Below are 26,891 nucleotides of genomic sequence, written 5' to 3' on the forward strand. Positions count from 1 at the left end.
ACGCGGCTATTCGACTGCATGGAGTCGCTGATGAACACGCTGATCGTGTTGTCCTATCCCGATCTCGACGCGGCGCGCCGCGTGATGGCCGAACTCGGAACGTTGCGCGACAGGCACGTCGTCGCGCTGTCGGGCGTCGTGATCGTCGAGTGCGCGACCGACGGACAGTTGCGCACGCATTCGATCGATCCCGGCCGCGTGCCGTCCGGATCGCTGCTCGACAGTGTGGTCGAGCACATCGAATCGTCGCTCGACGCGTGGCGCGAGCGGCCGGTGGACGACGCGCTGACCGACCGCGTCGCGCGCAAGGCGCGCCCCGGCACCGTATCGCTCGGGCTCGCCGCGACGCAACTCGACATCTACGCGCTGAGTGCGGCGCTCGCGCCGTTCGGCGGCGAAGTGACCGATACGACGCTGTCGATCGACGACGAACTGAAACTCGTCGAAGCGATCTCGAACGCACGCGACGGCGGCAGCGGCGCTGCGAGCGGCTGACGCGCTGAACCTTCGATGTGCCGGACAGCGGCTCGGCAGCACGCCGATTCCGACGCCGATCGCTCGGCTGCCGGTCGCGGCCACGACGGCGACGCTCATCGGCGATTCGAGCAGGTCGACGCGTGCGATGTCCGAAGCGCAGGGTCGGAATCGAACGAAAACGCTCCCCGCGGGATCTCGACACACGAAATGCCACGCCGGAAAGTTTGACCTGATAGCGCGACGAAACACGTAAACGCAGTGTCGGAACTGGCTAAACACCGCATGATTCGTTCAACGACGAAGACGTTCTTACCGATCGTGACGCATTGATTCTGGCAATGCAGGCCGCCCGCATGGATAGATTTATTCGATGATCGGCGAATGCGCGACATGCCTCTTCTATACTGGTAAGGACCGCTTTTCACGGGAGGACAGCCAGTCCGCACGAGCGCATCGATCGTGAAGTGTCGTCGCGCAAGCGGCGGCCGGACCGCGCTGCAACCGGCCGCGGTCTCGGCCGTTCCGCGCGCCGGGCCGCCTCACAAGGAGCGACGATGCCTTATGTCCTGATCGTCGAAGACGACGCCGATACGCGCACGATGCTTGCGGCGCTTGCACGCACGCAGCAACTCGCGTGCGATACGGCCGCGACGCTCGAAGAAGCGCGCACGCTTGTCACGACGCACCCCCCCGACCTCGTGCTGTGCGATCTCGTGCTGCCGGACGGCAACGGGATGGATCTGTTCGATGCGTTGCCAAAGCGTTCGCACTGCGAAATGGTGTTGACCACCGGCCACGCGAGCCTCGAAACCGCGATCGACGCACTGCGGCGCGGGGCGACCGACTACTTGGTGAAGCCGCTGAACATGCAGCGGCTGAACAGCATCTTCGCGCGCGTGCCGCGCACGACCGCACTGCATGAGGAAATCGCCGAACTGCGCTCGGAACTGATGCGTCTCGGCCGCTTCGGCCGCATGCTCGGCAGCTCGCCCGCCATGCGGGCCGTCTACGACGCGATCGGCCGTGTCGCGCGTACCGAGGCATCGGTGCTGCTCACCGGCGAATCGGGCACCGGCAAGGAGCTGGCCGCGCAAACCGTGCACGACCTGAGCTTGCGCCGCCGCGGCCCGTTCCTCGCGGTGAACTGCGGGGCGATCGCCGCGAACCTCGTTGAGAGCGAGATGTTCGGCCACGACCGCGGCAGCTTCACCGGCGCCGAGCGCCAGCACAAGGGCTTTTTCGAACGCGCGGACGGCGGCACGCTGTTTCTCGACGAGATCACCGAGATGCCGCCTGAATCGCAGGTCAAGCTGCTGCGCGTGCTGGAGACGGGGCGTCTCACGCGGCTCGGCTCGACGCGCGAGATCGACGTCGACGTGCGCATCGTCGCCGCGACCAACCGCGATCCGGAAGCCGCGATGGCCGATGGCAAGCTGCGGCCCGACCTGTTCCACCGGATCAACGTGTTTCCGATCCCGCTGCCGTCGCTGCGCGATCGCGGCGACGACATCCCGATGCTGGCCGATGCGTTCCTGCAGCAGTTCAACGAGGAAAGCGGCCGGCACCTGCGTTTCGCACCGGCCGCGCGCGATGCACTGAAAACCCATGCATGGCCCGGCAATGTGCGCGAACTGCGCAACTTCGTACAGCGTGCGAGCATCTTCAGCGACGGCGACGTGATCGACACGCTGCCGCCGCCGATCATGGACGAACTGTCGAGCATGGCCGATTCGCACGAGGATCGCGTGACCGTGCCGTTCGGCACGCCGCTCGAGGAGGTCGACCGGCGGCTGATTCTCGGTACGATCGCGCAATGCGGCGGCGTGAAGGCGCAGGCGGCCGAGGTGCTCGACGTCAGCCTGAAGACGATCTACAACCGGCTCGCGCAGCTCGAAGACGAAGCGGGCAAGCCGGATTCCTGATGCCGTCCACCGAACCGGCCGGCAGGAGCGCGACCGATGACTGATCTCTCGCGCACACGCGCCGGCAACTACGTGACGGCCGTGATGCTGGTCGCGATCGCAACCGTGCTGCAGGCGCTCGCGATCCGCTTCGGTGGCGTCAACCTGCCGCTCGTGCTGTATTACCCGCTGCTTGCGGGTGTCGCATGGGCGACGTCGTTCCTGTTCGGCATGGTCGCGACCGTGGTCAGCGGCCTGCTCGTCTGGACGCTGTTCCTGTCCGACCCTGCCGCCTATACGCAGCCGCTGCCCGAGCGGCTCGTGCGCCTCGGCACTTTCGTGCTGGTTTGCGCGCTCGCGTGTGCGATCGCGTCGATGCTGCGTCATGCGCGACTCACCAACGACGCCGCCAGCCGGCGTGAAGCGGCTTCGCGCCGGCGGCTCGACGCCGTGCTGCAGGCGCTGCCGCACGGCGTGATCGCCACCGATACGAACGGGCGGCTCAGCTACCTCAACGCAGCGGCTGCCGCGCTCGTCGGTTGCCGGCCGGAAGACGCAATCGGCCGTGCCGCGCGCGACGTGTTGCGGATCGTGGATCGCGATGGCCGGCGCGTCAGCGCGACGCCGCTCGATCTTGCGCTCGGTGGCGCGGGTGTCGTGTCGGATCGCCACTGGCTGCAGGCGAACGGCGGCGAGCCGGTGCCCGTCGTCGAGGTTGCGTCGCCACTCGGCGATGCGGACGGCAACGTCGACGGCGCCGTGCTGCTGCTGCGCAACGCTGGCGCCGATCGCGCGCGCGCCGACGCGGCACGGCTGCTGCGCGCCGTCGTCGACGCATCGCCGGACGCGATCGTCGGCATCGACATCGACGGCCGCGTCGTCAGCTGGAACCCGGCCGCGCAGCGCATGTTCGGCTACAAGGAAAGCGATGCACGCGGGCGCGCATTCGAATCGCTGATCGCGATGCGTTGGCTGAAGCGCAAACCGTTTGCCGAAGCGTTGGAGGACATGCGCGAAGCGGTCGGGCCGATCGACCTGCTGTGTGTGCGGCGTGACGGCCGGCGCGTTCGCGCGACGGTGTCGGCGGGCCCGGTGCGCGGCGACGCGCACGCGTGCGTCGCGCTGTCGTTGACGCTGCGCGAAACCGGCGCGCAACGCCGCCGGGACTTGCGCGCGCAACGTTCGCTGCAGGGTGCGCGCGACGCACGCGACCAGGCCGATACGTCGAACCGCCTGAAGGACGAACTGTTGGCGACGGTGTCGCACGAACTGCGCACGCCACTGAACGTGATCTACGGCTGGGTCGAGGTGCTGCGCAATTCGGGCGAAAGCGCCCTGCAGCAGCAGGCCATCGATGCGATCGACCGTAGCGCCCGTTCGCTCACGCGGATGGTCGGCGACATCCTCGATGCGTCGTCGCTCGCGACCGGCAAGCTGCAGCTCGACGCGATGCCGGTGGATCTCGTGAAATTGTTCTCCGATTCGGTCGGGGCGTTCCAGACGGCCGCTTCGTCGGCCGGCATCGTGCTCGAGTTCCACTGTGCGGCAACGACCTGCGTCGTATCGGGCGATGCCGAGCGGCTGCGGCAGATGCTGTCGAACCTCGTGTCGAATGCGCTCAAGTTCACGCCGGGCAGCGGTCGCGTGACGGTCGGGCTCGTGCGCGACGGCACGCAGGCCGTGCTGACCGTGTCCGACACGGGGCAGGGCATCGTGCCGGCATTCCTGCCGTACGTGTTCGACATGTTCCGCCGCGCTGACGATTCGCCGGCGTCGCCGCGGCGCGGGCTGGGCCTCGGCCTGTCGATCGTGCGGCATATCGCCGAGCTGCATGGCGGCAGCGTGACCGCCAGGAGCGCGGGCCGCAATCGCGGCGCGACGTTTGCGGTGACGCTGCCGGCCGGCTGGCACGCGAACGGCGCGAGCGCGTGGGGGATCGCCCATGCGGACGGTCATCGCGATGCGCCGCTGCTCGACGCGCAACGCATCCTGATCGTCGACGACGATGCGACGACGCGCGAAAGCCTCACGGCCGCGCTGACGACGTTCGGTGCGGCCGTCGCGATCGCGTCGACGGGCCGCGAGGCGCTCGCCGTGGCCGCGGGCATGCGGCCGACCGTCGTGCTGTCGGATCTCGCGATGCCGGACGGCGACGGCTTCTGGCTGCTCGATGCGTTACGGCGTGAGGGCACGAACGGCAACAATTGCCCGCCCGATGTGCGCGTGCTGGCCGTCACCGCGCATGCGGGCCTTGCCGACGAACGCCGCGCGCTCGAAGCCGGGTTCGACGGCTATCTGTGCAAGCCGGTCGACGTGCGGGCGCTGGCGGATAAGATCGTGCGCGTGACGCGGCACGACTCGTGATGCCGAGGTCGTTCGGACGATCGCGTGCCGAGGCGGCACATGGCCCTTACGTCCGCTTCGATTGCGACAGGCGTTCGAGCGGATGCGTGTCGAAACGAGAAACAGCCGACGCGCGAAATGCGTGCCCAAAACTTTCCGCTGGCTTGTAAAAAAGCGACCCCGATACGTTGCGCGACGGGGTACGAACCCGCGAAAGCCGCGACACGACGTGCGTGGCCGGACTGGCACGAAAGCTGCGTGAATCCTGTAGACGAAATATCGCGAACGAACCGTCAGGAGGACTTTTGATGTCCATCACGCTTGCGCTACAGGTGCGTCAGCATCTGGCACTTACGCCAAGGCTTCAGCAGTCGCTGCGGCTGCTGCAGTTGTCGTCGCTCGAATTTCAACAGGAATTGCGGCAGGCGCTCGACATGAATCCGTTCCTCGAAGACGGCCAGGGTGACGAGGAAACCGCTGCCGGTGCACCGGGGCAGCCGACCGAAGCGGCCGCGCCCGAAGCGGCGCCAGAATCCGATGAAGTCCGCCCGCCGGACGGCGAGGTCCCGTTGACGGCCGCGCCCGCGCCGCGCGGCTCGGGCCGCCAGGGCGACGATGCGGAAGGTTTGTCGCCGGGCGAGTGGATGGCCGCCGAGCCGTCGTTGCATCAGCAACTGCGCGATGCGCTCAGGCTTTACCCGCTGAACAAGCGCGATCGCGAAGCCGCACGCATCGTGATCGACGCGCTCGACGACGACGGCTACCTGCGGCAAACGTTGCCTGAACTGCTGATTGCGGCCGACCCGGCGCTGCTGCTGTCGGAGCAGGATCTAGCGGTCGCGCTGCGCCTCGTGCAGATGCTCGACCGCCCGGGCATGGCCGCGCGTTCGCTGTCCGAATGCCTCGTGCTGCAGCTCGACGCGATGCCGGCCGGCACGCCGGCGCTTGCGGAAGCGAAGGCGATCGCATGCGAGCATCTCGAACGGCTGGCACGCCGCGAGACGGCCGAGATCCAGCGGCGCATCGGCTGCAACCAGCAGACGATGCAGGCGGCCTGCGCGCTGGTGCGCGGGCTCGACCCGCGCCCCGGCGATCACTACGGCAGCACGCGCGGCGACTACGTGGTGCCTGACGTGATCGTGCGCCAGGTGCGCGACGACTGGATCGTGACGATCAATCCGGCTGTGTTGCCGCGCGCGCGCTTGCACGAGCGCTACGCGACACTCTTCGCGCAGTCGAGCGGCGAGCGCGATTCGCCGCTCGGCCAGCAATTGCAGGAAGCGCGCTGGTTGATTCGCAACGTGCAGAAGCGCTTCGACACGATCCAGCGCGTCGGTGAATGCATCGTCGCGCGGCAACGCGACTTCTTCCGCTACGGCGAGATTGCGCTGAAGCCGCTCGTGCTGCGCGACATCGCGGAAGCACTCGACTTGCACGAATCGACCGTGTCGCGCGCGACCGGCAACAAGTACATGGCCACGCCGCACGGCACGTTCGAGTTCAAGCATTTCTTCCCGCGCAAGCTCGAGGCGGCAGGCAAGGGCGTGTGCTCGGCCGCGGCCGCGAAGGTGCTGATCCGCGACATGATCGCGGCCGAGCGGCATACCGATCCGTTGTCCGACGTCGCGCTCACGCACAATCTCGAGGGCCGCGGCATTCTGCTGGCGCGCCGCACCGTGACGAAGTATCGCCAGGCGATGAAGATTCCGCCGGCCGATCTGCGTCGGCGCGACGCCGCGTGACTGTCGCCGTGCAGGAGAAATGGCCGATCGGCTCGATGAGCGGGAACGAGCCAGGGACAATCGCCGCCGCGCCGGTGCGCGGCACACCGGAACGCCCGCACGATGCGTGACCGAAAACGACGTGCGGTGACAAGCGCGGTCATCCAGGAGGTATCGATGCTTCGATACGCGATCATCTTTTTCATCATCGCGATTGTCGCGGGCGTATTCGGCTTCGGCGGCATCGCCGCCGGCGCTGCCGAGATCGCGAAGATCCTGTTCTACATTTTCATCGTGATCTTCGTGGTCACGCTGCTGCTGGGCGTCGTGCGACGATGAGCCGTACGCCCGACCGCTCGCAGCGCGTCGCGGAACTCGAGCACGCGCTCGCGAACGGTTTCCCGTCGCAGTCGGCTGTCGTCGTGCATACGGACCACACATCGGGGCGGCTGACGATCCAGGTGTCGTGGGTGCGCGAGCCAACCGACGAAGGCGTGCGCGCATGGCGCTGCACGTCGAGGCCGCGCCGTTGCCGCGTCGCACGATGCCGTCAACGGAGAAACGAGCATGCTGACTGCCCATGAACTTGCCACGCTGTTCCTCGCGTATCGCGCGCCGGAACAGATTCAGATCGACCGCGAGGACGTTGTCGCGCTGGTCGAGCAGCATCTGATCGTGATGCAACGCGACAACGCGTCGGGCGAGCGCCGGCCCGCGCTGACGGCCAGCGGGCTGTCGGTCGTGCGGCGCGTGCAGCGGCACGACGAGAGCGAGTCCGGGTCCGACATCACCGACGCATGACGCACGAAAGCGGCGCGCATTTTTGCCTTGTCGTCGCAGACAGGCACTGGGGGCCATCATGCAACAGCAACAGGACGCACAGATCCGCGACCCGTATCGCGGCCACGAGATCCGCGTGTGGGCACGGCGCAACGACAGCGGCGCGTGGCGCGACGAGGTACAGGTGTATGTCCGCGGCGAGCGCATCGAGCTGGCCGCGCCGCCGGCCGCCGGGCCCGAGTGGCTGACCGAGAACGAAGCGCTGCTCGCAGGTGTCGAGCGCGGCCGCTATCTGATCGACAAGCGCATCGACGACGACTGACCGGAACGGTTGCGCCGATCCCGACGGCTCAGGGCCGCGCGGCAATTTCGTCGAGATGCCACAGCAGGTCGGCCGGGTCGTCATACACGCGCAGTGCGCCAGCGCGCTCCAGCTCATCGCTGCCGTAGCCGCCCGACAGCAGCCCGACGCCGAGCGCACGGCAGCGGGCGGCGGCGAGCATGTCCCAGATACTGTCGCCGACCACGACCGTGTGTTCGATCGGCACGTTCAGTTGCGCGGCCGCGGTCAGGAACAGGTCGGGGTCCGGCTTCGCATACTTGACCTGGTCGCGCGTGACGACCACCTGCTTCGCCGGATCGACGCCGAGTGCTTCGAGATTGATGGCGGCCGTTTCCATCCGCCCGCTGGTGGCGATCGCCCAGCGGATGCCCGCGCTCGACAGCGCGGCCAGCAGTTCACGCGCGCCCGGCAGTGGGCGCACCTGCGCGCGCAGCCGCTGGTAGGCGGCTGCATGCAGCCGCGCGAGGCGCTCGACGCGCTCGGCGTCGATATCGCCCGCCGTCTCGCGCAGCAGCTGATTCAGGAACAGGCCGCCGCTCATCCCGATCTTGCGGTGGATGCGCCACACCGACAGTTCGATGCCCTCGGCATCGAGCGCCTCCTTCCACGCGAGCACGTGCTGATAGACGCTGTCGACGAGCGTGCCGTCGAGATCGAACAGAAATGACGTTTCAATGCGCATGTGAATCTCCTGGTCCGGTGACAATCGGGCGAAGCGTCCGCAAAAAATCCTGGCCGATACATTATCGGCGCATGGCCGTGTCATCGCCATGTCCCGCCGCCGCGCCATGCCGCGTCGTGTCATGTGCCGCTGGTACAATCGCGCCGATGTGCCGCGCCGGGCCTTCCTCATCGGGTCCGCGCCATACGCACCGTATGCGCCCCCAACCCTCGTCTCGTCGATCCCACGCATGGCAACACCGGACGCCATCAGTTCCAGGCACTCGTGGTGGGGCGTACTGGCCCTGGCACTTACCGCCTTCATTTTCAACACCACCGAATTCGTACCGGTCGCGCTGCTCAGCGCGATCGGCGACAGCCTGCAGATGCAGCCGACCGCCGTCGGCCTGATGCTGACGATTTACGCGTGGGCCGTTGCCGTCGTGTCGCTGCCGCTGACGTTCGTCACGCGGCACGTCGAGCGGCGCAAGCTGCTGGTCGGCGCGTTGCTGGTGTTCATCGGCAGCCACATCGTGACCGGCGTCGCATGGAATTTCACGGTGCTGATGATCGGCCGGCTCGGCATCGCGTGCGCGCATGCGGTGTTCTGGTCGATTTCCGTCCCGCTCGCGGTGCGGCTCGCGCCGAGCGACCGCAAAAGCCGTGCGCTGAGCCTGATCGCGATGGGCTCGGCGATCGCGATGGTCGCCGGCATTCCGCTCGGGCGCGTGATCGGCGAGGCGTTCGGCTGGCGCGTCACGTTCCTGATCATCGCGGGCGCCGCGGGCGGTGCGGCGCTGTTGCTGCGCGCCGCGTTGCCGGTCCTGCCGAGCCAGGGCGCCGGGTCGCTGAGCAGCATCGGCGTGTTCCTGCGCAAGCCGGCACTGGTGGCGCTTTATGCGATCACCGTACTGGTCGTGTCCGCGCACTTCACGTCGTACACGTATATCGAGCCGTTCGTCCAGAGCGTGAACCATGCGAGCAGCAGCCGGATCACGTACGTGCTGATCCTGTTCGGCGTCGCCGGCCTGCCGGCAGCGGTCTGCTTCAATCGCGTGTACCCGCGCGAGCCCGACAAATTCCTGCTGGCGTCGATCGTCGCGCTGTCGGGCTGCCTGCTGATCCTGTTTCCGTGCGCGCTGAACATCGTCACGCTGTCCGTGCATACGCTGGTCTGGGGCGGGGCGATCGTCTGCTTCGGCCTCGCGATGCAGGCATGGGTGCTGAAGCTGGCACCGGAGGCGACCGACCTCGCGGTGTCGATTTTCTCCGGGCTGTACAACGTCGGCATCGGCGCGGGCGCGCTGATCGGCAACCATATCGCCGGCGACTACGGGCTGCCGTGGGTCGGCACGTTCGGCGGTGTGGTCGGCGCGTGCGCGGTCGGGATCGCGTGGATCGCGCTACGGCTTCACGCGAAGCGGGAGGCGGCGGCCGCGGCGCCGTGAAGCCGCGCCGCGGATCGCGCCCGGCGTGTCATGCAACCGAATAGCCGCCGTCGGCCACGAGCGCATGCCCCGACACATAGCTGGAATCGTCCGATGCGAGAAACGCGACGATCGTCGCCATTTCCTCGGCGGAGCCCCATCGCCCCGCCGGTGTCGACGCGGCAAACGCCTGTTGCGCGTCATCCGACGGCCAGATGCCGCGATGATGGAACGGCGTTTCGATCAACCCCGGGCACAGCGCGTTGACGCGGACGCCGCGCTTGAACCACTCGATCGACGCCGTCTTCGTCATCCCGATCACCGCGTGCTTGCTCGCGATATAGACCGACGCATTCTCGAAGCCGATCAGGCCGCCCATCGACGCGTTGTTGATGATGCTGCCCGACCCCTGGCGCAGCATGATCTCGGCCGCGTACTTCATCGAGTTGAAGACGCCGCGCACGTTCGGTTCGAACACCTTGTCGAAAGTCTCGGCATTCTGCTCGAGCAGCGGCGCGAACACGCCTTCCGTGCCGGCATTGTTGAACGCGATGTCGAGGCGACCGTAGGTCGATACCGTGTAATCGAAGAGCTTGCGCAGAGCGTCTTCGTTCGCGACGTCCGCGGCGAATGCGCGGGCTTCGCCGCCGGCCGTCACGATCTCGTCGACCAGTCGATCGAGTTCGGTCTTGCGCCGGGCGCTGACGACGACCTTCGCGCCGCGTCGCGCGAGTTCGATCGCCGACGCACGGCCGATGCCGGAACTGGCGCCCGTCACCACGGCGACGCGGCCTACGAGTTGGGCGGTTTGCGTGCTTGCGTTCATGATGCGTTGCTCCTGAGGGGTTGACCATCCACGTCAATGCGACGTCTGGTGCTCATTGTGGTCGCTCGACCGTCGCAATAAAATGGAACAATCACGCATTCAGAATTCCTGATTTCGGAATTAAACGCGTTGCTCCGGGAACGTCAGAAGGGTTCGCCATGCTCAACCGACTCGATCTCCTCAAGGTCTTTGCCGCGACTGCCGCGGCGCCCACGTTCCGCGAGGCGGCGGCGCGTCTCGGCGTGTCGCCGCAGGTCGTGACGCGCGCGGTGCGCGAACTGGAGGAGATGCTCGGCGAAACGCTGTTTCACCGGACGACCCGCAGCATCCGGATCACTGCGTTCGGCCAGTCGTTCGCACGCGATGCGCAGGCGGCGCTTGCCACCGTCGACGGGCTGTTCGGGCCCGCGGCCGGCCAGGTCGACGAACCGGCTGGTATCGTCAGGATCACGGCGCCGTCGGGCATGGGACGTCATTACGTGCAGCCGGTCCTGACCGACCTGATGCAGCGATATCCGGGCCTCGTGCCCGACCTGCGGCTGTCGGACGTGCCGTCGCCGGTGGTTGACGAACAGATCGACATCGGCGTGCGCGTCGGGGCGATCGGCGACAACCGCTTCGTCGCGCGCATGGTCGGGCCGTTGCCGATGTGGGTCGTGGGCGCGCCGTCGCTGATCGAGCGGCTGGGCGAGCCGAGGAACCGCAAGGAACTCGAAGCGATGCCGGCGACGTGCCTGATCGACCGCGCGAGCGGCCGTGCGTGGCCATGGATCTTTCGCGGAGAGCAACAGTTCGTCCCGTCGTCGCCGGCCTATCTGACGGACGATACCGAGGCGGAGATCGAGGCCGTGTGCGCCGGAGTGGGGTTCGGACAATGCTCGGAGTACCTGGTCAGGCCGCACGTCCGGAAGGGGCGCCTGGTGCGCCTGTTGCCGAGCCTCGAACCCGAGCCGTGGAAGCTGCACGTGTATCGGCCGCGGCGCGGCCCGATGCCGCGGCGTATCCGGGTGGTGTACGACGAACTGGTGGCGAAGCTCGCGCACGCAACGTCGCGGGGGTAGGCGAGGCGGCCGGAAGGTCCGGCCGCCAATCCGGTCATGGCGGGGCGATACACCTGTCCGGATTCGCGTTAAACCGGCAATAACAATCCGAATTGTTTCCGTCCAGTCGATCAAGTTTCCAAAGATTGGGTTTTTGCGCTCAATTACTTAAACCATTAACGACAAGGCGATTGGCCACCGGAAAACCGTCATCTCCCAATATGTGACCGCGTGCTGCAAAGATTGAAACAGGGAAACGAACGTCATTAATCTGCGTACGCGCACGATGCTGATCCGACGTGCGTCGTTCACAATAATCTGGAGACGGAGATGAAGCGTACAAATCATTTAGGAATATTGATGATATGTTTCGCGGCGACGGCGATCGGCCTGTCCGCATGCGGCGGCGACGATGTCGGTTCGTCGCCGGGAACGAGCACGTCGGCGACCGGCACGACCTCGACGACGGGCGGCAGCACGACCACCACGGGTACGTCGCCGACTGCACTGCAGCAGATCGCGGTGAATCCGCCGCCGATGGGCTGGTCGTCATGGAACAGCCTCGAGGAAAACGTCAGTTTCAATACGATCAAGGCGCAGGCGGACGGGCTGGCCGCGCTGAATGCGAACCTCGCGACGGGCAACAAGTACCAGTATGTGAATATCGACGAAGGCTGGTGGACGTCGAGAAAGCGTGACGCGAACGGTAACTTCATCCTCAACGTCGACATGAACGGCAATCCCACCAACCAGTGGCCGGGCGGGATGAAGGCGATGGCCGACTACATTCACGGCAAGGGCTTGAAGGCCGGCATCTATATCGACTCCGGGCCGCAGGGTTGCGGCAACACGAACGGCACGCATTTTGTCGGCAGCGATTACGCGCACTACGATCACGATTTCCTGCAGTTCGCGCAATGGGGCTATGACTTCGTCAAGGTCGACTGGTGCGGCGGCAGCGCGGCCGGATACGATCCGCAGCAAGCCTACACGGCGATCTCGCAGGCGATCCAGAAAGCCTATCTGGCCACCGGAAAGCGGCTGGTACTGAACATGTGCGACTGGGGCACGCTCGGCAAAAGCGGCTATCCCGACTACAACCTGGGTCCCTGGGACTGGGCCGCCGGTATCGCGACGTCGTGGCGCACGACGGGCGACATCTACGGGCCGGGGAGCGGTGTGCCGAAGTTCGGCTCGGTGCTTGGCAACTTCAACGGCAACTATCACCCCGAAGGCCAGCACACCGGTTACTACAACGATCCGGACATGATGGTGGCCGGCATGGGCATGACGGCGGCGAACGATCTTGCGCACGTGAACCTGTGGGCCATCGCCGGCGCGCCGATGATACTCGGCAACGACCTGTCGAAGTCGCTGTCGAGCGACACCGTGAGCCTGCTCACCAATCCCGAGCTAATCGCGATCGACCAGGACATGCTGGGCCTGCAGGGGCTGCAGGTCGCGGACGCCAACGGGCAGCAGGTGTGGGCGAAGCTGCTGGCCGGCGCAGGCAAACGCGCGGTTCTGCTGTTCAACAACGGCACGGCGGCAAGCGACATGACGGTCACGTGGCAGCAACTGGGTTTCGCCGCAGGCACCTCGGCCGCCGTCCGCGACGTCTGGGCGCACAAGGACCTCGGCGCGGCCACCGGATCCTACACGGTCGCGAGTGTGCCGGCCGGCGGCACCGTGATGCTCGTGCTGAGCGGCACGGACCTGCCGTCAACCACGTACCTGCCGGGCACCCTGTCGGGCGGCGCGACGGTTGCGGACTGCGCGGCGTGTGCAAGCGGCAAGAAGGTGACGGGTCTGGGCGCGGTGACGTTCAATAACGTGACCTCGCAAACGGTGGGCGGTTATGTGCAGATCGCCTACCTGAACACCGGGACGGAGAACGTCGAGGCACAGCTCGGTGCGAACGGCGGCAACGGCACGACACTCGCGTTTCCGCCCACGGGCAAGGCCGTCGGCACGGTGACGGTCTTCGTCAACCTGCAGTCCGGACCGAACACGTTGACTTTGTCGGGTCTCGGCGGCACGACCGCGGCGCCCGACGTGACGTCGATCGCCGTGGTGGCCGGCCCGGTGAAGGTTCCGCCGCCGCCGCCGCTGGCCTACGAGGCCGAGGCGGCCGGCAACACGCTCGGCGGTGCGGCGCGCGTGTCGTCATGCGGCGCGTGCTCGGGCGGGCAGGACGTCGGCTATATCGGCAACGGTGACGGGACCAGCAACGGCACGCTGACGATCAACGGCATCTCGGTGGCGGCGGACGGCACCTATAGCGTCGTGATCGCCTACGTGAACGGCGATTCGGCGGCGCGCAGCGCGCAGCTCAGTTTCGACGGCGCGGCACCCGTGTCCGTGTCGTTCCCGTCGACGGGCGGATGGGGGAACGTGTCGACGCTGACGGTGACGGGCGCGTTCAAGCAGGGAAGCGCCAACACGCTGAAGTTCTCCAATCCGACGGGCTGGGCGCCCGATATCGACGGCATCGGCGCGCCGGCCAAGCAATGACGTGCGCGTGGCGCGGCTTCCCGGTCACGGGTGGTCGCGCCATGCGTCGACGGGCACGTTGCAAGCCGACATATTGCGGCATCATCATGGTGCCGACGCACCCGCCCGCGGTGCCCGCTATTCGACTGGAGACGCTGCATGCCGATACCCCGGATTGAAACCCGCGACGCGATGGGCGATCCCGATGTGGTTTATCTCAACCCGGCGCACGTGCTGTGGATGTCGCTGCCGACCGCCGCACACCGGCGGCCGGACAGCATGGCCATCCGCGTGGATGATCGCGTGAAGGGCGGCTCGCTGCTGATGGCCGACAATCCGCCGGCCGCGCAACTGCTGCAGGATCTCGGCCCGTTCGTGACGGTGACGCTGGCGAACCCTTCGTCGGATTATCCGAACGGTGTCGTGCACATCCGGGCGCATGCGATCGTCAAGATTGCGACGGACGACCACGACAAGCCGCTGGCCGGCCGCACGCTCGGCTGGGTTCATGTCCAGGACGGCTCGGCTTTCAAGGTCAACGATTACGCCGGCGTGGCCGCGCAATGGCAGGCGACGGTCGCGGCAGCATCATGAACCTTTCCGTCTCCGAGATCACGCCGGACGAACTCCGGCTGTTCGGCGACATCGTCGCCCGCCTGGAAGCACTGGGGCCGATCGTCGACGTGAGGAGCGTCGTGCTACCCGAGATCACGCAACTGATGCGTGCGGATTTCGCCGCATCGTTCGATTGCGACGCGCAAACCGGGCTCTGGCGCAACGGATTCTCGTACAACCTCGACCCGTCGCAGATCGCGCGGTACGAAGCGTGGTTCCAGCATATCGACCCGGTCACGCCGCAATTGCGCGCGCGCCGCGTGGCGACCTGCGTCGACGAGGTGATGAGCCGCCGCGATCTGGAGCGTACCGCGTTCTACAGCGATTTCCTGAGCCGCGACGGCATGCACCACGGGATCAACGTCTATGCGTTCGACGGCGCGACGCACGTCGGCGACCTGCGCATCTGGCGTGCGCAAGGCCGGCCCGACTTCACCGAGCGCGACAAGCTGCTGCTGAACGGCCTCGAGCCGTTTTTCCGGCGTGCGCTGCTGAGGCGGCAGCGTGCATGTACCGGGCTGACCGAACGCGAGAGCGACGTCGCGCGGCTCGTCGCCGCCGGCTACACCGACAAGGACGTCGCGCGCACGCTCGGGATCGGGCTGTCGACGGTCCGCACGCATCTGCGGCGCGTGATGGCGAAGAAGGGCGTCGCCAACCGGGCGAGCCTGGCGGCCGCGATGGCGTGACCGGTCGCGCGGCGGGCCACGCGGGGTCGTCCATTGTGATGATGGGCGTCAAAATCGGTGCGCCCTACCTTGTAACGATTCCCCCTGTTACGAGGCATGCCGACCATGACCACCCTGGGTTCCCTGACGCTCACCGAAGCCCGGCAGGCGCTCCTGCGCCGGGAGTTTTCCTGTGTCGAATATGCGTATGCGTTGATCGAGCGGCACGCGCGCTGGCGCTACCTGAACGGTTTCACCTGCGTCGACGACGCACGGCTGCTCGCCGAAGCCGCCCGCAGCGACCGTGACCTCGCGAGGTCGACCGCCCCACGCGCGCTGCTTGGCCTGCCGATCGCGATCAAGGACAACATCGACACCGCCTGCCTGCCTACGGCCAACGGCACGCTGGCGCTGCACGACCGCGTGCCGCCGCAGCACGCGCCGGTCGTCGCGCGGCTGCTGGCGCACGGCGCGCTGATCGCGGGCAAGGCGAACCTGCACGAGCTTGCGTTCGGCGTGTCGGGCAACAACCGCGTGACGGGCGCGGTGCGCAATCCGTACGATTTCGACCGGATTCCGGGCGGCAGCAGCAGCGGCTCGGGCGCGCTGGTCGGCGCCGGCGTGGTACCGGCCGCGCTCGGCACGGACACCGGCGGCTCGGTCCGGATCCCGGCGGCGCTGTGCGGCGCGGTCGGCCTCCGGCCGACGGTGGGGCGCTACCCGTCGGGCGGCATCGCGCCGATTTCCCGCACGCGCGACACCGTCGGCCCGATGGCACGGTCGGTCGAGGACATCGCGCTGCTCGACGCGATTCTGGCCGGCGACAGTGCGTCGCTAGCGCCCCCGGTGCGCAGTGGGGCGCGTCCCGTGCGTCTCGCGATTCCGCGTACGACGTTCTGGCGCGGCCTCGCACCGGATGTCGACGCGGTGGCGCAGGCCGCGCTGGCGAAGCTGGAGCAGGCGGGATTCGAATGCGTCGACATCGACCTGAATGACTATCCGGGGTTTTTCGACGACGAGCCGGCCGTCATCGCGATGTATGAATTCCATGCGTCGATGCACGCGTATCTGGTCGAGAACGGTTACGACCTGTCGGTCGACGACATCGTCGCGAACGTCGGGAGCCCGGACGTCGCGCGGATCGCCCGGCATATCACCGGCCCCGACGGCATCGGCGAAACGGCATACCGCACCGCGCTCGACCGGCGGACGCGGTCGCGCGCCGCGTATCGGCAGTGCCTCGCCGACAGTGGCGCCGATGCGCTGGCCTTTCCGGCCACGATCGCGACGGCCTGCCCGATCCCGTCGGGCGACACGATGATCCACAACGGCGAGACCGTTTCGGTGTTCCAGACCTACACCAGGAACACCGAGCCCGGCAGCAATGCCGGCGTGCCGGGCATGACCGTGCCGGCCGGCCTGACGGCGGCCGGTCTGCCGGTCGGCCTGGCGCTGGATGGCGCGGCCGGCACCGATCGCGAACTCATCGCGGTCGCGCTGCAGGTCGAACGGGTGCTCGGGCGGCTGCCGGCGCCGGACGACGGATTCGGGGTGGAAGGCCGGCTGGGCGGTTGGGCAGGCGTCGGCGCGTCGTGACGGTTAAGCGTGCAAATTGCGTTGCGGCTTCACGAGCGGCCGGCAGTGGCTTGGGACCAGAGCAAGCCGCTTATTAGCGTGAACAGGCCCAGGCGCAATCGCTACACGGCCCGTTTCATCCGGAATCGTCAATGCGGTCCGTCGTGCCTGATCCCAGCCGCATCGAGCTGACGAAGCTTCGCATACAGCGTCGTGCGTGAAATGCCGAGCCGCCGCGCGGCCGCCGACACATTGCCGTCGTGCTCGTCGAGCGCGCGCCGGATAGCGTCGAGCGACTGTTCGTGCAGGCTCGCCTGGGCACCGGCGGCCGGTGCCGCGTGGCACACGTCGGCGGCATCCTCCAGCACATCGGCATGGCGCGCCATCGTCGCCCGGTCGAGCGGCGCACGCAGGGTGCGCACCCATACATGGCTACCATCGTCGCGCGCGATCCGCTGCGGCGTGCGTGCCGGTATCAGCAAACGACGCTGCTGCACGGGCGTCGCGCCGGGAAACAGTTGTCGGAGATCGTACGGGGCCACCGGCCCGGCAGCCGCGAGGTCGAGCATCCGGCGCGCCAGCCGGCTCACCGCGCGCACGCGGCCCGCTTCGTCGAGCGCAATGACGCCGGCGAGCGGGGTGCCGAGCCAGCGCGCGTCATGCTGGACCTGCAGCAGATGGCAGTCGCGCAGCAGCGCATACAGACGCTGCTCGGCGGACAGCGCCGCGTGACGAAACTGTTCGCGCAACTGCACGACGTTGCGCTTGCCGACTCCGGTGATGTCGAGCGCGCCGATCACTTCGCCGTCGAAACCCACCAGCGGCACCGCGAGACAGAACACCCGGGACAACTCGTGGAGATAATGCTGCGCGCCCGCGACGATGGCCTCGGCGCCATCGTGAATCACGCAGCTCGGCGCGGTTGTGCCGATGTTCGGCTCGACAATCCGGCGCCCGGCCACGATCGGCGTCAGCAGCGCGTCGTCGCATTGCGGGCTGCGCCGCGCATGGACGATCGTGCCGTGCGGATTGACGCACATGATCGTCCATTCGGTACCGCCGAATGCGGCCCACAGCGGCTCGATCTCCTGCGCGACGCAGCGGGTGAGCCGCCGGTCCGCGCGCGATTCGTCGCGCTCGCGCTGCATTTCATAACGCGCGGTTTGCCATGGTCGCAGCCCGGCATCGCGCGAGCGCAACCACGAGCGCGCGACGCTGGCCGGCAACGCCGTTTCCGGCAGCGGCTCGCCCGCGGCGAAGCGGGCGCGGAGCCGGTCGAGATCGACCGGTCGTGCAGGGGATTCAGGGGCCGTGTTCACGCTGCGCTCCATGTGAGGTCGAATGGTCGGGCCGGGCGTGCCGGCCCGGCGTGTCGCGCGAATGCGTAATATAGCCCGGTGCCCGAAGCCGGGTATTTTCGTGCCCGGCAAGGGTGCCCGTCGTGTGGCGCCGCTTGGCATCGGCGGGCGGCCGGCGGCGCCTGCCTCTAGTGCGGCAACCGCAGGATCGGCTTGAGCGTGATGCCTTTGCTGCTGTCCTCGGCGGCCTGGTTGATCTGCTCGAGCGGATAGAACTTCACCAGCCGGTCGAACGGAAACCGGCCTTGCAGGTGCAGCTGCACGAGTTGCGGAATGAACGTCTGCGGCACGCTGTCGCCTTCGACGATGCCGCGGATCGTATGGCCGCCGAGCAGCAGGCTGTTCACGTCGAATTCGGCCTTCGTGCCGAGCTTCGGCGCGCCGACCACGCCCATCGTACCGCGCGAGCCGAGCGCGTCGATCCCTTGCGACAGCACGGCCGGCAGCCCGGTCGACTCGAGCGCGTAGTCGACGCCGCCGCCGGTGATCTCGCGGATCGCGTCGACGACGTCGACTTCCCGGCTGTTGATCGCGTGCGTGGCGCCCAGCTCCAGCGCCAACGCGAGCCGCGACGGCACGATGTCGACGGCGATGATGGTGGTGGCGCCGGCGATGCGCGCGGCCATCACGGCGCTCATGCCGACCGCGCCGGCGCCGAAGCTCGCGAAGCTGCTGCCGGTGCGCACCGCGAGCGAATTGATGACGGCGCCCGCGCCGGTCTGGATCCCGCAGCCGAGCGGGCCGAGCAGTTCGAGCGGCGCTTCCTTCGGCACCTTGATTGCGTTGTTCTCGCGTGCGAGCGCATAGCTCGCGAACGAAGACTGCGCGAAGAAATGATCGTGCAGTGGTTGTCCGGCCGCGTGGCGGATGGCCGTCTGCCCGTCGGCATCGGCGCCGCCGAAGTTCAGCGCGAAGAACTGCCGGCAATACGCGCCGTGACCGCCGGCGCACGATGCGCAGTGGCCGCACGCGCCGTAGGTCAGCACGACGTGGTCGCCGGCGGCGAGCGTCTTCACATTCGGGCCGACCGCCTCCACCACGCCGGCGCCTTCGTGACCGAGCACGGCCGGTAGCGGTACCGGGTAGTACTGGTCGCGCACGATCAGGTCGGTATGGCACAAGCCGGTCGCGACGACGCGCACCAGCACCTCGTCGCCGCGCGGCGCGCGGATGCGTGCCGTTTCGATCGAGAAGGGCGCGCCGGCGGCGCGCGCGACGGCCGCGGTGACGGCGCGTGTATCGTTTTCGGTGTACATGGTCGGTCTCCTCGTCAAATCGGATACAGCGGCGCATCGCCCTTGATCGTCAGCCACTGCCACTGTGTGAATTCCTCCCAGTTTGCCGCACCGCCGATGCTCGAGCCATTGCCCGAGGCGCCGACGCCGCCGAACGGGTTGATCACCTCGTCGTTGACCGTCTGGTCATTGATGTGCAGCAGCCCCGTGTTCAGGCGCTCGCCGATTCTCAGCGCGCGGCCGACGTCAGCGGACAGGATCGCCATCGACAGCCCGTATTCGGTCCGGTTCGCGAGCGCGATCGCGTCTTCGTCGGTATCGAACGGCACGACAATCGCGACCGGCCCGAAGATCTCCTCGTCGAACGCCGGATTGCCCGGCGCGACGCCGCTCAGCACGGTCGGCTCGAAAAACAGGCCGCGATGGCCGCCGCCCGTCTCGACGCGGGCGCCCGCGCGTCGGGCCGCGTCGACCGTGCTCGCCGCATGGTCGCGTTGTGCGGCGTCGATCAGCGGGCCGAGGCCGACGTCGCCGGTGGCCGGGTCGCCGACGCGCAGGCTTTGCGCCTTCTCGACGAGCTTCGCGACGAAGCGGTCGTGAATGGCGCGTTGCACGAGCACGCGACCGGTCGCCATGCAGATCTGGCCTTGATGCAAATACGCGCCCCATGCGGTGTTGGCAACGGCGCGGTCGAGGTCGGCATCGTCGAGCACGATCAGCGAATTCTTGCCGCCGAGTTCGAGCGACACCTTTTTCAGATGGTGGCCCGCCGCTGCGCCGACCTTGCGCCCGGCCGCGGTGGAGCCTGTGAACTGGATCATCGCGATGTGCGGATCGGCGACCAGCGCCGCGCCGGCTGCGCCGTCGCCGGGCAGCACGTGCAGCACGCCTTCGGGCAAGCCGGCAAGCTCGAACACGCGCGCGATCGCGACGCCGCCGCACACGGCGGTGCGCGGATCGGGTTTCAGCACGACTGCGTTGCCGAGCGCGAGCGCCGGCGCGACCGCACGTATTGCGAGATACAGCGGGAAGTTGAACGGCGAGATCACGCCGACCACGCCGCGCGGGCGGCGGCGTGCGAGCGACAGCCGGCCGGCCGCCGACGGCAGTACTTCGCCGGCCGCGCGCGACGGCAGCCCGGCTGCTTCGTGCAGGGCCTTGATCGTAATCGAGGTTTCGAACGACGCTTTCGCGCGCGTCGAGCCGCTTTCGCGCACGAGCCAGTCGACGATCGCGTCGAAATGCACTTCGGCGACGGCTGCCGCGCGACGTAGCACCGCCGCGCGCTCGTCGTATGGCAGCGCGAACCATGCGGGCTGTGCGCGATGTGCGGCGGCGGCTGCTTCGGCGATGGCCGCGCTGTCGGCGACGCCGATGCGGCCGAGCGTGGCGCCGGTCGCGGGTTCGATCACGTCGGCCGCGTGCGCGCTTGCGTGCCAGCGTCCGTTGAAGGTTTTGCCGCGCCAGATGTCGGTGTCGAACAGTGCGGTGTTGCTGCTGCTAACCATGTACGCTCCTGAGGAATTCGGATCGGCCGGGTCGGGGTTCTTGCCTGGGCGTCGACCGGCATGTGCGCGAGGGTAGGCGGGTGCGGCGAAGCGGGGCTATCCGGGTTTTTTCCCACCCGCGGAGGGCGCGTGGGGTGGGGGGCGTCTGCGATTTTGTGTGCGGAAACTGAACAGTCGTTGTGGGGGGGGGGGGGCGCACGTCGTGTGGGGACACGGCAGGTTATTGCTGGGGTAGTGCGGCGTGCGCTAAGTCTGAAGGCTTAGCGCGTAAATCTGGGGCAAGACGCCTGCGCTCAGGCTTCGTCGGAGCGGTAGTTAGCGACCCGTAACCGTCGTTCGCACTCCTGGCGTGGCGATGGCCACTTCCGGGCTGGATCGGACGCTCGGTACGTCCGGTTCGCAGGCTAGCTGTTGGCCTAATGCCGGTATTGGAGCGGGATGAACTCTGCATCCGCAATGTAAAGGAATGCTACTTCATCGATTTATATAGGCTTCCACGAGGCACACGCCAATTTTTGTCACTTCCTCTGTTGAGATCGATGTCGCCGGGGCCGTGCTATTGACTCTATTTTGCGGCGCCTAGACAGTGCCAAGCGCCGCTCGACTGCCAGTCCCAAACCGGCGTCGATAATCGACAGGCCCCAGACCGACGAATTTCTCGAAGGTTTTGCGAAAGAAGCCGGTGTCCTCATACCCCACTTTCCAGGAAATCTCCTTGATGGACAAGGTCGTGAACTCCAGAAGCTCCCGCGCCTTCTGTATCTTCAGGCGTTGTGCGTATTCGGTAGGCTTGAGGCCGGTCGCCTTTTGAAAGCGGCGCAAGAAAGTTCTATTTCCCAACTGCGCTTTGGCGGCCATTTGCTCGACCGTGACCGCTTGGGCGTGAGTCGTCTGAAGCCAGAGTTGAACGTCCAGGACAGCTTTGTCTCCGTGATGCAGCGAGGGTGAAAAGTTCGCGTAGAAGCGTTGCTGGCGGCCGGCCGGGTCGGCGAGAAAATACTGGGCGGTCTTCACCATGACCATCGGCCCAAGATAGCGATCCACCAATCGCAGCCCCAGATCGACCCACGCCAGGACTCCGCCGGCCGTGATGACGTCGCCCAGATCGATGATGAGCTCGTCGGAATTGACGGAGAGTTCGGGGAACCCGTTCGCGAGTGCCTGCGCATAACTCCAATGCGTAGTGGCTGATCTGCCGTTCAACATGCCGGTGCGGGCGAGCATGAATGCGCCCCCGCATACTGAACAGAGGAGGGTACCCGAGGCGTGCTGCTTCTTTACCCAGCCAAGGAGATGCTCGGTTTCCGCCGTCCGCTGTTCGATATCAATGGTGGGCGCAATGATCAGGCAATCGAGTTGGCTTGGGTTGTCCCCGTGCGACGTAAAAACGCACTCCGGTTGCGCTGTATCCGGGTTCGCTCTCCAGTGACTCACTTCCAGCGTTGCCGGATGTTCTCCACCGAATTTTGCGCTGTAGTGGTTGCCGGCCTCGAACAGGTCAGTGAGGCCGTGGACCGCCGCGAGTCTGGCCCCTCCGTAGACAAGTATCCCGATGCTCGTCTTTTGGGGGAGCGGCCGAATGGCAATTTTGCCCTCCACTTTGTCACTTTCGACTCTCGGCATTGCGCACCCTCCCTGACTATGCTGGTGGCGCCACAGTGTGATGGATCTGAAACATCGATTCGCCAAGCAAAGTTTGCCAAGATCCCTGGGCGCCGACAAACGAATTAACGACCCGCTCCGATCAAGGCAGAAACCGGTGAGACAAGGAGGCGTCATGAAGCAGGCAGTCAAGAACGTGGTGTTGGTCCACGGTGCTTTTGCCGATGGCTCGGGCTGGGAGCCCGTCTTCAACATCCTCCGGAAAGAAGGCTATACGGTCGCCGTCGTTCAACATCCGGAGACATCGTATGCCGAGGATGTGAAGTTTACGATGGCCGTGATTGATCGGCAGCCTGGCCCGGTGGTCCTGGTCGGCCACAGCTACGGCGGGGCGGTCATTACCGAAGCCGGGAACCATCCGCAGGTGGCAGCCCTTGTCTATATCGCCGCGTTCGGTCTGGACACCGGAGAAAGCTGCGCCTCCATCGAGGAGGAACTGCCGCCAGCCACGACAGGGATCAAGGCGACCGATGATGGCTACTTCTACATTGATCCAGCCGCGTTCCACGCAGACTTTGCGGCGGATCTTCCCGAAGCGCAAACCGCCTTCATGGCCGCGTCACAGGTGCTGATCTCCGCCGACTCCTTCACCCACAAGGTGACCAACCCTGCCTGGAAGTCGAAGCCTGCCTGGTACATGGTGGCCACCGAAGACAGGTCCATCAACCCCGACCAGGAGCGCATGATGGCGAAACGCATGAACGCGCAGACGATCGAAGTGAAGTCGAGTCATGTGGCTTACATGTCTCACGCCAAGGAGACAGCCCAACTCATCATTGAGGCTGCCAACGGCGTCCAGGTCAACGAGTCGTTCTCGCGTTGAAGCTGATTTCAGTGAATGACCGCTTCATTGTCAAAGGGCGTGACGGCACACCAAAGAGGACGGTGCAATGTACAGACAATCGATGCAGGTCGAGGTCGCCGATGGGGCCCTCAATGCCTACGTGGTGTATCCCGATCATTCGCCCGCGCCGGCGGTCGTCGTGCTTCAGGAGATCTTCGGCGTCAACGCCGATCTGCGTGCCACCTGCGACGAGCTGGCCGGCAAGGGTTTCATCGCCGTCTCTCCCGAGCTGTTCTGGCGCGAAGCGCCAGGGCTGGACCTGCATTCGTGGAGCCCGGAAGAGTGGAAACAGGGGCTGGCGCTGTACGAACACTACGACTTCGACCGTGGCGTGCGCGATATCGCCGCGGTCGTCGCTGAGACTCGTGCCCTCCAGGGGTGTAACGGCAAGGTTGGCGTCATGGGTTTCTGCCTCGGCGGACTCATGACCTACCTGACGGCCGCGCGCAGCCACGTCGATGCGGCAGCCTGGTACTACGGCGGGCAGACCGAGCGCTTCCTGGGTGAGCGTGCCGGCCTCACCGCGCCGATGATCATGCACGTGGGCGAACAGGACGAGTTTGTCACCCCGGAAGCGCAACTGAGCATCAAGGAAGCGCTCGGCAGCCGTCCCAATGTTGAATTTTTCACTTACATCGGCTGTTACCACGCTTTTGCCCGACATAGCGGGACGCGTTACGACGCTGCCGCCGCGTCCCTGGCCAATGGCAGAACGGAGGCATTTCTGCACCGTCATCTTGCAAACATCTGACTCTTGACCAGGAGTGTTAAGTGACTGACCTGACCTACGAACCCGAACTGACGGGATTGCTGATCGTCGATCCGTACAACGACTTTCTGTCGGAAGGCGGAAAACTGTATCAGCTCAGCAAAGAGACGCTTACAAAGCTCGATGTGGTCGAGCACATGCGTCAGATTCTGGCGGCAGCCCGGTCCCACGGCATACAAGTATTCATCGCGCCCCACCACCGATGGCGCGAAACGGATACGTATGCGCAATGGAAAACGATGCCGCCCGTACAAGCCGGTGCGGCCAATCATCGTGTGTTTGCGGAGGGCACCTGGGGCGGATGCTTCCATCCGGATTTCGAACCGAAACCCGGCGACGTGGTGGCCCAGGAACACTGGATGTCGAGTGGCTTCGCGAATACCGATCTCGATCTCCTGCTGAAGAAATACGGCGTGCGCAAGGTGATCGTGGTTGGCTTGCGTGCCAATACGTGCATCGAGTCGACGGTCCGGTTTGCTGCCGAACTGGGTTACGAGGTGACGCTGGTCAAGGACGCGATCGGGAGTTTCGGCTTCGCGGAAATGGACGCGTCGCTCAAATTCAACTTGCCACAGTACGCGAGCGGGATTGTTTCGACTGCGGAACTCATCGAGAAACTGACCAGCGCGTCCAAGGAATAGCCGAGATGAGCGAAGCCGAGAAAAGTGATGGTTTGATTGCGACGTCCGTGGTTGAAGCCACCATCCATGCGCCGCTCGGAAGGATTGACCTTACCGAATGGGTGTTTACGTTGACCGATGCGGAATATCAGGCATGCTCAACGGCACACATAGCAGGCGGATCAACACTGCACGTAGGCGGCAAACGTATGTCCATCAATGTCGAGCACGTAGGAAATCTCATGATTCAGCACTACGTCGAGGACATCTCCGAAAGATCGCATTGCCGGCTGGTATCCGTGTCCGATTCAATCGGTCCGACGATTGATGATCGGACTAAGGTGATCGTCATCTGGGAGTTCATCGCAGAATCTGTCGATGCGATGACCACCAAGTTCACGAACCGCATCGAGCTTCATGTCGCGCCAGGTTATCTCGACGCACTCAAGAAGCGCGGAATTACGCTTGAACAGGCTCGAGCGTTCGCTGGTAAGGCAATTAGCCTGCACAACTCGGAAGAAGCTCCGCTCTACGGAAAAGATATCGAACGGAAAGCAATCGCAGGCCGATGGGATAAGTCATCAAGATGATCTGCTTATTGAAGAAGGCACCATGAGCGACGTCCAAAAGAAAATCACTGTCGACAAGACAACTCACGGACGTTGGCGGGTCACGCTGGACAATCCCCCGATCAATGCCTTTACCGATGCCATGTACGACGAGTTCTACGATCTCGTCGGCGAGATCGAAACGGACCCGTCGCTCAAGGTGGTAACCATCGAGAGCGCAAATCCGGATTTCTTCATTGCCCACTACAGCACTGCCGAGCCACGCAGCCGTTTCGGAACACCGCGCTGGATCGATGCCGCAACCCGGCTCGCGCACAGTGATGTCATTAGCATCGCCGTTATCCGCGGCAGGGCTCGCGGCGGCGGAAGCGAATTCACCTTGGCGTGCGACATTCGCTTCGCGAGCCAAGAGCGCGCTATTTTTGGTCAACCCGAGGTTGGGACTGGCCTGATCCCAGGCGGCGGCGCATTACAACGTTTACCGCTTCTGGTCGGACGAGCGCGAGCGCTCGAAATCATTCTCGGTGCGGATGACTTCGATGCGTCAACGGCAGAGCGGTACGGCTGGATCAACCGCGCCATTCCGGACGCTCAACTCGATGCATTTGTCGACAACTTCGTCCAGCGCATTCTGTCGTTCGATAAGCAGGCGCTGAGCACCTGCAAAACAACGATCAACCAGATTGGCTTGCCCGACGATACGCAGCTCCAGGCCACCGAAAATACTTTCTTCAAGGCTTTTGGCTGGCCGGGTGCACGCGAGCGTATGCCCAAGCTGCTTGAGCGGGGTATTGGTAAGGCAGGTGAATTCGAGCTGAACCTTGGTCACCACATTGGTAATTTGTGAGTGTCGCGATCAGCCGGTGACTTTAGCCAGCAGATCGAGCAGCTGTGCCCGGTGGCGTTAGGCTTGCGGTGAAACCGGAAATTCGTGGCTGCCGTGGAGCAAACGTCCGTGAAGCACGCTGCAGCCCCAGGTCGGCCATGGCCAACAAGCAACACTTCGCGATTGCGAATTAAATGACCGGTTCCTGAGAGGAACCGACGCCCGAGTGCCTGACCGACGGTGCGGATGAATGACTCCTTCTGGCCGATAGTACCCATCAGCTTCTGACGAACAACGGGCATCGACAACAAACGTCGATATCCGCCCACCCAATTCCTTCCGATTGTTCGCGAAAACCGACGCCGAACCTGAAGGCCGGACGGCCAGCCCCACCATTTTTCCCATCAGGAAAACCCTGATCGACTCCGCAGGCCGCCGGTTTCGGCCGGTTTTCCCGCTGCCACAAGCCGCCGCTGTGCGCCCCCGCCCAAACGATCCCCCGAACCCGCACAACCGCGCCCCATCAAGCCTCTCAGCCCGTATACCTAGCCAAAACGGGTATGGCGCACCGCAGTATTTCCCGTGATGAGCGTGATTTCGATACCTCCAAGGTATCAAAAATCCCACCCAA

The 26,891-nt window shown here is 65.7% G+C and carries 24 protein-coding genes and 1 pseudogene; 19 read left to right on the forward strand and 6 right to left on the reverse strand.

What is annotated here, in order from left to right; genetic code table 11:
• Positions 1–30 precede the first annotated feature (30 nt).
• The 8 genes and pseudogenes from KEC55_RS32355 to KEC55_RS32390 all read left to right on the forward strand — a co-directional run bounded on the left by KEC55_RS32355 (position 31) and on the right by KEC55_RS32390 (position 7,544).
• A complete protein-coding gene (locus tag KEC55_RS32355; protein WP_282512810.1) occupies positions 31–495 on the forward strand; it encodes a hypothetical protein in 465 nt (154 codons plus the stop codon).
• A gap of 536 nt (positions 496–1,031) precedes the next feature.
• Positions 1,032–2,399 carry a sigma-54-dependent transcriptional regulator gene (locus tag KEC55_RS32360; protein ID WP_282512811.1) on the forward strand — a complete coding sequence of 456 codons (1,368 nt, stop codon included), beginning with the start codon at positions 1,032–1,034 and terminating at the stop codon, positions 2,397–2,399.
• Between the two features lie 36 nt (positions 2,400–2,435).
• The gene (locus KEC55_RS32365; RefSeq protein WP_282512813.1) at positions 2,436–4,742 is read left to right on the forward strand and encodes a hybrid sensor histidine kinase/response regulator; all 2,307 of its coding nucleotides are present in this window, start codon (positions 2,436–2,438) and stop codon (positions 4,740–4,742) included.
• A 287-nt stretch (positions 4,743–5,029) separates the two neighbouring features.
• Positions 5,030–6,463, forward strand: coding sequence for an RNA polymerase factor sigma-54 (gene rpoN, locus KEC55_RS32370; RefSeq protein ID WP_282512815.1), 1,434 nt, complete (start codon positions 5,030–5,032; stop codon positions 6,461–6,463).
• A gap of 156 nt (positions 6,464–6,619) precedes the next feature.
• A complete protein-coding gene (locus KEC55_RS32375; RefSeq protein WP_282512817.1) occupies positions 6,620–6,781 on the forward strand; it encodes a DUF1328 family protein in 162 nt (53 codons plus the stop codon).
• Positions 6,778–6,954, forward strand: a pseudogene (locus tag KEC55_RS32380) (DUF3022 domain-containing protein); the annotation flags it as partial. The gene KEC55_RS32375 and the pseudogene KEC55_RS32380, both read left to right, overlap by 4 nt.
• A gap of 55 nt (positions 6,955–7,009) precedes the next feature.
• A complete protein-coding gene (locus tag KEC55_RS32385; protein ID WP_282512819.1) occupies positions 7,010–7,243 on the forward strand; it encodes a hypothetical protein in 234 nt (77 codons plus the stop codon).
• Between the two features lie 58 nt (positions 7,244–7,301).
• The gene (locus tag KEC55_RS32390) at positions 7,302–7,544 is read left to right on the forward strand and encodes a DUF6566 family protein (protein ID WP_282512821.1); all 243 of its coding nucleotides are present in this window, start codon (positions 7,302–7,304) and stop codon (positions 7,542–7,544) included.
• Between the two features lie 28 nt (positions 7,545–7,572).
• Here KEC55_RS32390 and KEC55_RS32395 read toward each other — a convergent pair whose 3' ends face one another.
• The gene (locus KEC55_RS32395; protein WP_176051047.1) at positions 7,573–8,247 is read right to left on the reverse strand and encodes an HAD family hydrolase; all 675 of its coding nucleotides are present in this window, start codon (positions 8,245–8,247) and stop codon (positions 7,573–7,575) included.
• A gap of 229 nt (positions 8,248–8,476) precedes the next feature.
• Between KEC55_RS32395 and KEC55_RS32400 the strand changes: the two genes are divergently transcribed.
• Entirely contained in the window at positions 8,477–9,673 is a 1,197-nt protein-coding gene (locus tag KEC55_RS32400) for a sugar transporter (RefSeq protein WP_282512825.1), read from the forward strand.
• Positions 9,674–9,701: 28 nt separating this feature from the next.
• Here KEC55_RS32400 and KEC55_RS32405 read toward each other — a convergent pair whose 3' ends face one another.
• Positions 9,702–10,478, reverse strand: a complete 777-nt coding sequence (locus tag KEC55_RS32405) for an SDR family NAD(P)-dependent oxidoreductase (protein WP_282512827.1) — start codon at positions 10,476–10,478, stop codon at positions 9,702–9,704.
• A gap of 158 nt (positions 10,479–10,636) precedes the next feature.
• On the opposite strand from KEC55_RS32405, the gene KEC55_RS32410 reads away from it, so the two are divergent.
• From KEC55_RS32410 to iaaH, 5 genes are all read left to right on the forward strand, one after another.
• Positions 10,637–11,539, forward strand: coding sequence for a LysR family transcriptional regulator (locus tag KEC55_RS32410; protein ID WP_282512829.1), 903 nt, complete (start codon positions 10,637–10,639; stop codon positions 11,537–11,539).
• A 339-nt stretch (positions 11,540–11,878) separates the two neighbouring features.
• The gene (locus KEC55_RS32415) at positions 11,879–14,032 is read left to right on the forward strand and encodes an alpha-galactosidase (protein ID WP_282512831.1); all 2,154 of its coding nucleotides are present in this window, start codon (positions 11,879–11,881) and stop codon (positions 14,030–14,032) included.
• 138 nt (positions 14,033–14,170) lie between these two features.
• Positions 14,171–14,605, forward strand: coding sequence for a hypothetical protein (locus tag KEC55_RS32420; protein WP_282512833.1), 435 nt, complete (start codon positions 14,171–14,173; stop codon positions 14,603–14,605).
• Complete coding sequence (locus KEC55_RS32425; protein ID WP_282512835.1) at positions 14,602–15,315, forward strand: helix-turn-helix transcriptional regulator; 714 nt, start codon at positions 14,602–14,604, stop codon at positions 15,313–15,315. The genes KEC55_RS32420 and KEC55_RS32425 overlap by 4 nt, the downstream gene beginning before the upstream one ends.
• A gap of 105 nt (positions 15,316–15,420) precedes the next feature.
• Positions 15,421–16,890, forward strand: coding sequence for an indoleacetamide hydrolase (gene iaaH / locus KEC55_RS32430; RefSeq protein WP_282512837.1), 1,470 nt, complete (start codon positions 15,421–15,423; stop codon positions 16,888–16,890).
• 128 nt (positions 16,891–17,018) lie between these two features.
• Here the strand turns inward: iaaH and KEC55_RS32435 are convergent, their stop codons facing one another.
• From KEC55_RS32435 to KEC55_RS32450, 4 genes are all read right to left on the reverse strand, one after another.
• Complete coding sequence (locus KEC55_RS32435) at positions 17,019–18,188, reverse strand: helix-turn-helix domain-containing protein (protein WP_282512839.1); 1,170 nt, start codon at positions 18,186–18,188, stop codon at positions 17,019–17,021.
• 167 nt (positions 18,189–18,355) lie between these two features.
• A complete protein-coding gene (locus KEC55_RS32440; RefSeq protein WP_282512841.1) occupies positions 18,356–19,483 on the reverse strand; it encodes an NAD(P)-dependent alcohol dehydrogenase in 1,128 nt (375 codons plus the stop codon).
• Between the two features lie 14 nt (positions 19,484–19,497).
• Complete coding sequence (locus tag KEC55_RS32445) at positions 19,498–20,970, reverse strand: benzaldehyde dehydrogenase (RefSeq protein WP_282512843.1); 1,473 nt, start codon at positions 20,968–20,970, stop codon at positions 19,498–19,500.
• 579 nt (positions 20,971–21,549) lie between these two features.
• Positions 21,550–22,593, reverse strand: a complete 1,044-nt coding sequence (locus KEC55_RS32450; RefSeq protein WP_282512845.1) for a GlxA family transcriptional regulator — start codon at positions 22,591–22,593, stop codon at positions 21,550–21,552.
• A 154-nt stretch (positions 22,594–22,747) separates the two neighbouring features.
• Here KEC55_RS32450 and KEC55_RS32455 point away from each other — a divergent pair, with 154 nt between their 5' ends.
• From KEC55_RS32455 to KEC55_RS32475, 5 genes are all read left to right on the forward strand, one after another.
• Positions 22,748–23,455 carry an alpha/beta fold hydrolase gene (locus KEC55_RS32455; protein ID WP_282512847.1) on the forward strand — a complete coding sequence of 236 codons (708 nt, stop codon included), beginning with the start codon at positions 22,748–22,750 and terminating at the stop codon, positions 23,453–23,455.
• Positions 23,456–23,522: 67 nt separating this feature from the next.
• Positions 23,523–24,227 (forward strand): dienelactone hydrolase family protein, encoded by a 705-nt coding sequence (locus tag KEC55_RS32460; RefSeq protein WP_282512849.1) that lies wholly within the window; start codon positions 23,523–23,525, stop codon positions 24,225–24,227.
• Positions 24,228–24,247: 20 nt separating this feature from the next.
• Positions 24,248–24,886, forward strand: coding sequence for an isochorismatase family cysteine hydrolase (locus tag KEC55_RS32465; RefSeq protein ID WP_282512851.1), 639 nt, complete (start codon positions 24,248–24,250; stop codon positions 24,884–24,886).
• 5 nt (positions 24,887–24,891) lie between these two features.
• Positions 24,892–25,455 (forward strand): hypothetical protein, encoded by a 564-nt coding sequence (locus KEC55_RS32470; protein ID WP_282512853.1) that lies wholly within the window; start codon positions 24,892–24,894, stop codon positions 25,453–25,455.
• A gap of 22 nt (positions 25,456–25,477) precedes the next feature.
• A complete protein-coding gene (locus KEC55_RS32475) occupies positions 25,478–26,281 on the forward strand; it encodes an enoyl-CoA hydratase/isomerase family protein (protein ID WP_282512855.1) in 804 nt (267 codons plus the stop codon).
• Positions 26,282–26,891 lie beyond the last annotated feature (610 nt).

It is taken from the genome of Burkholderia cepacia (assembly GCF_029962485.1).
Classification (GTDB): domain Bacteria; phylum Pseudomonadota; class Gammaproteobacteria; order Burkholderiales; family Burkholderiaceae; genus Burkholderia.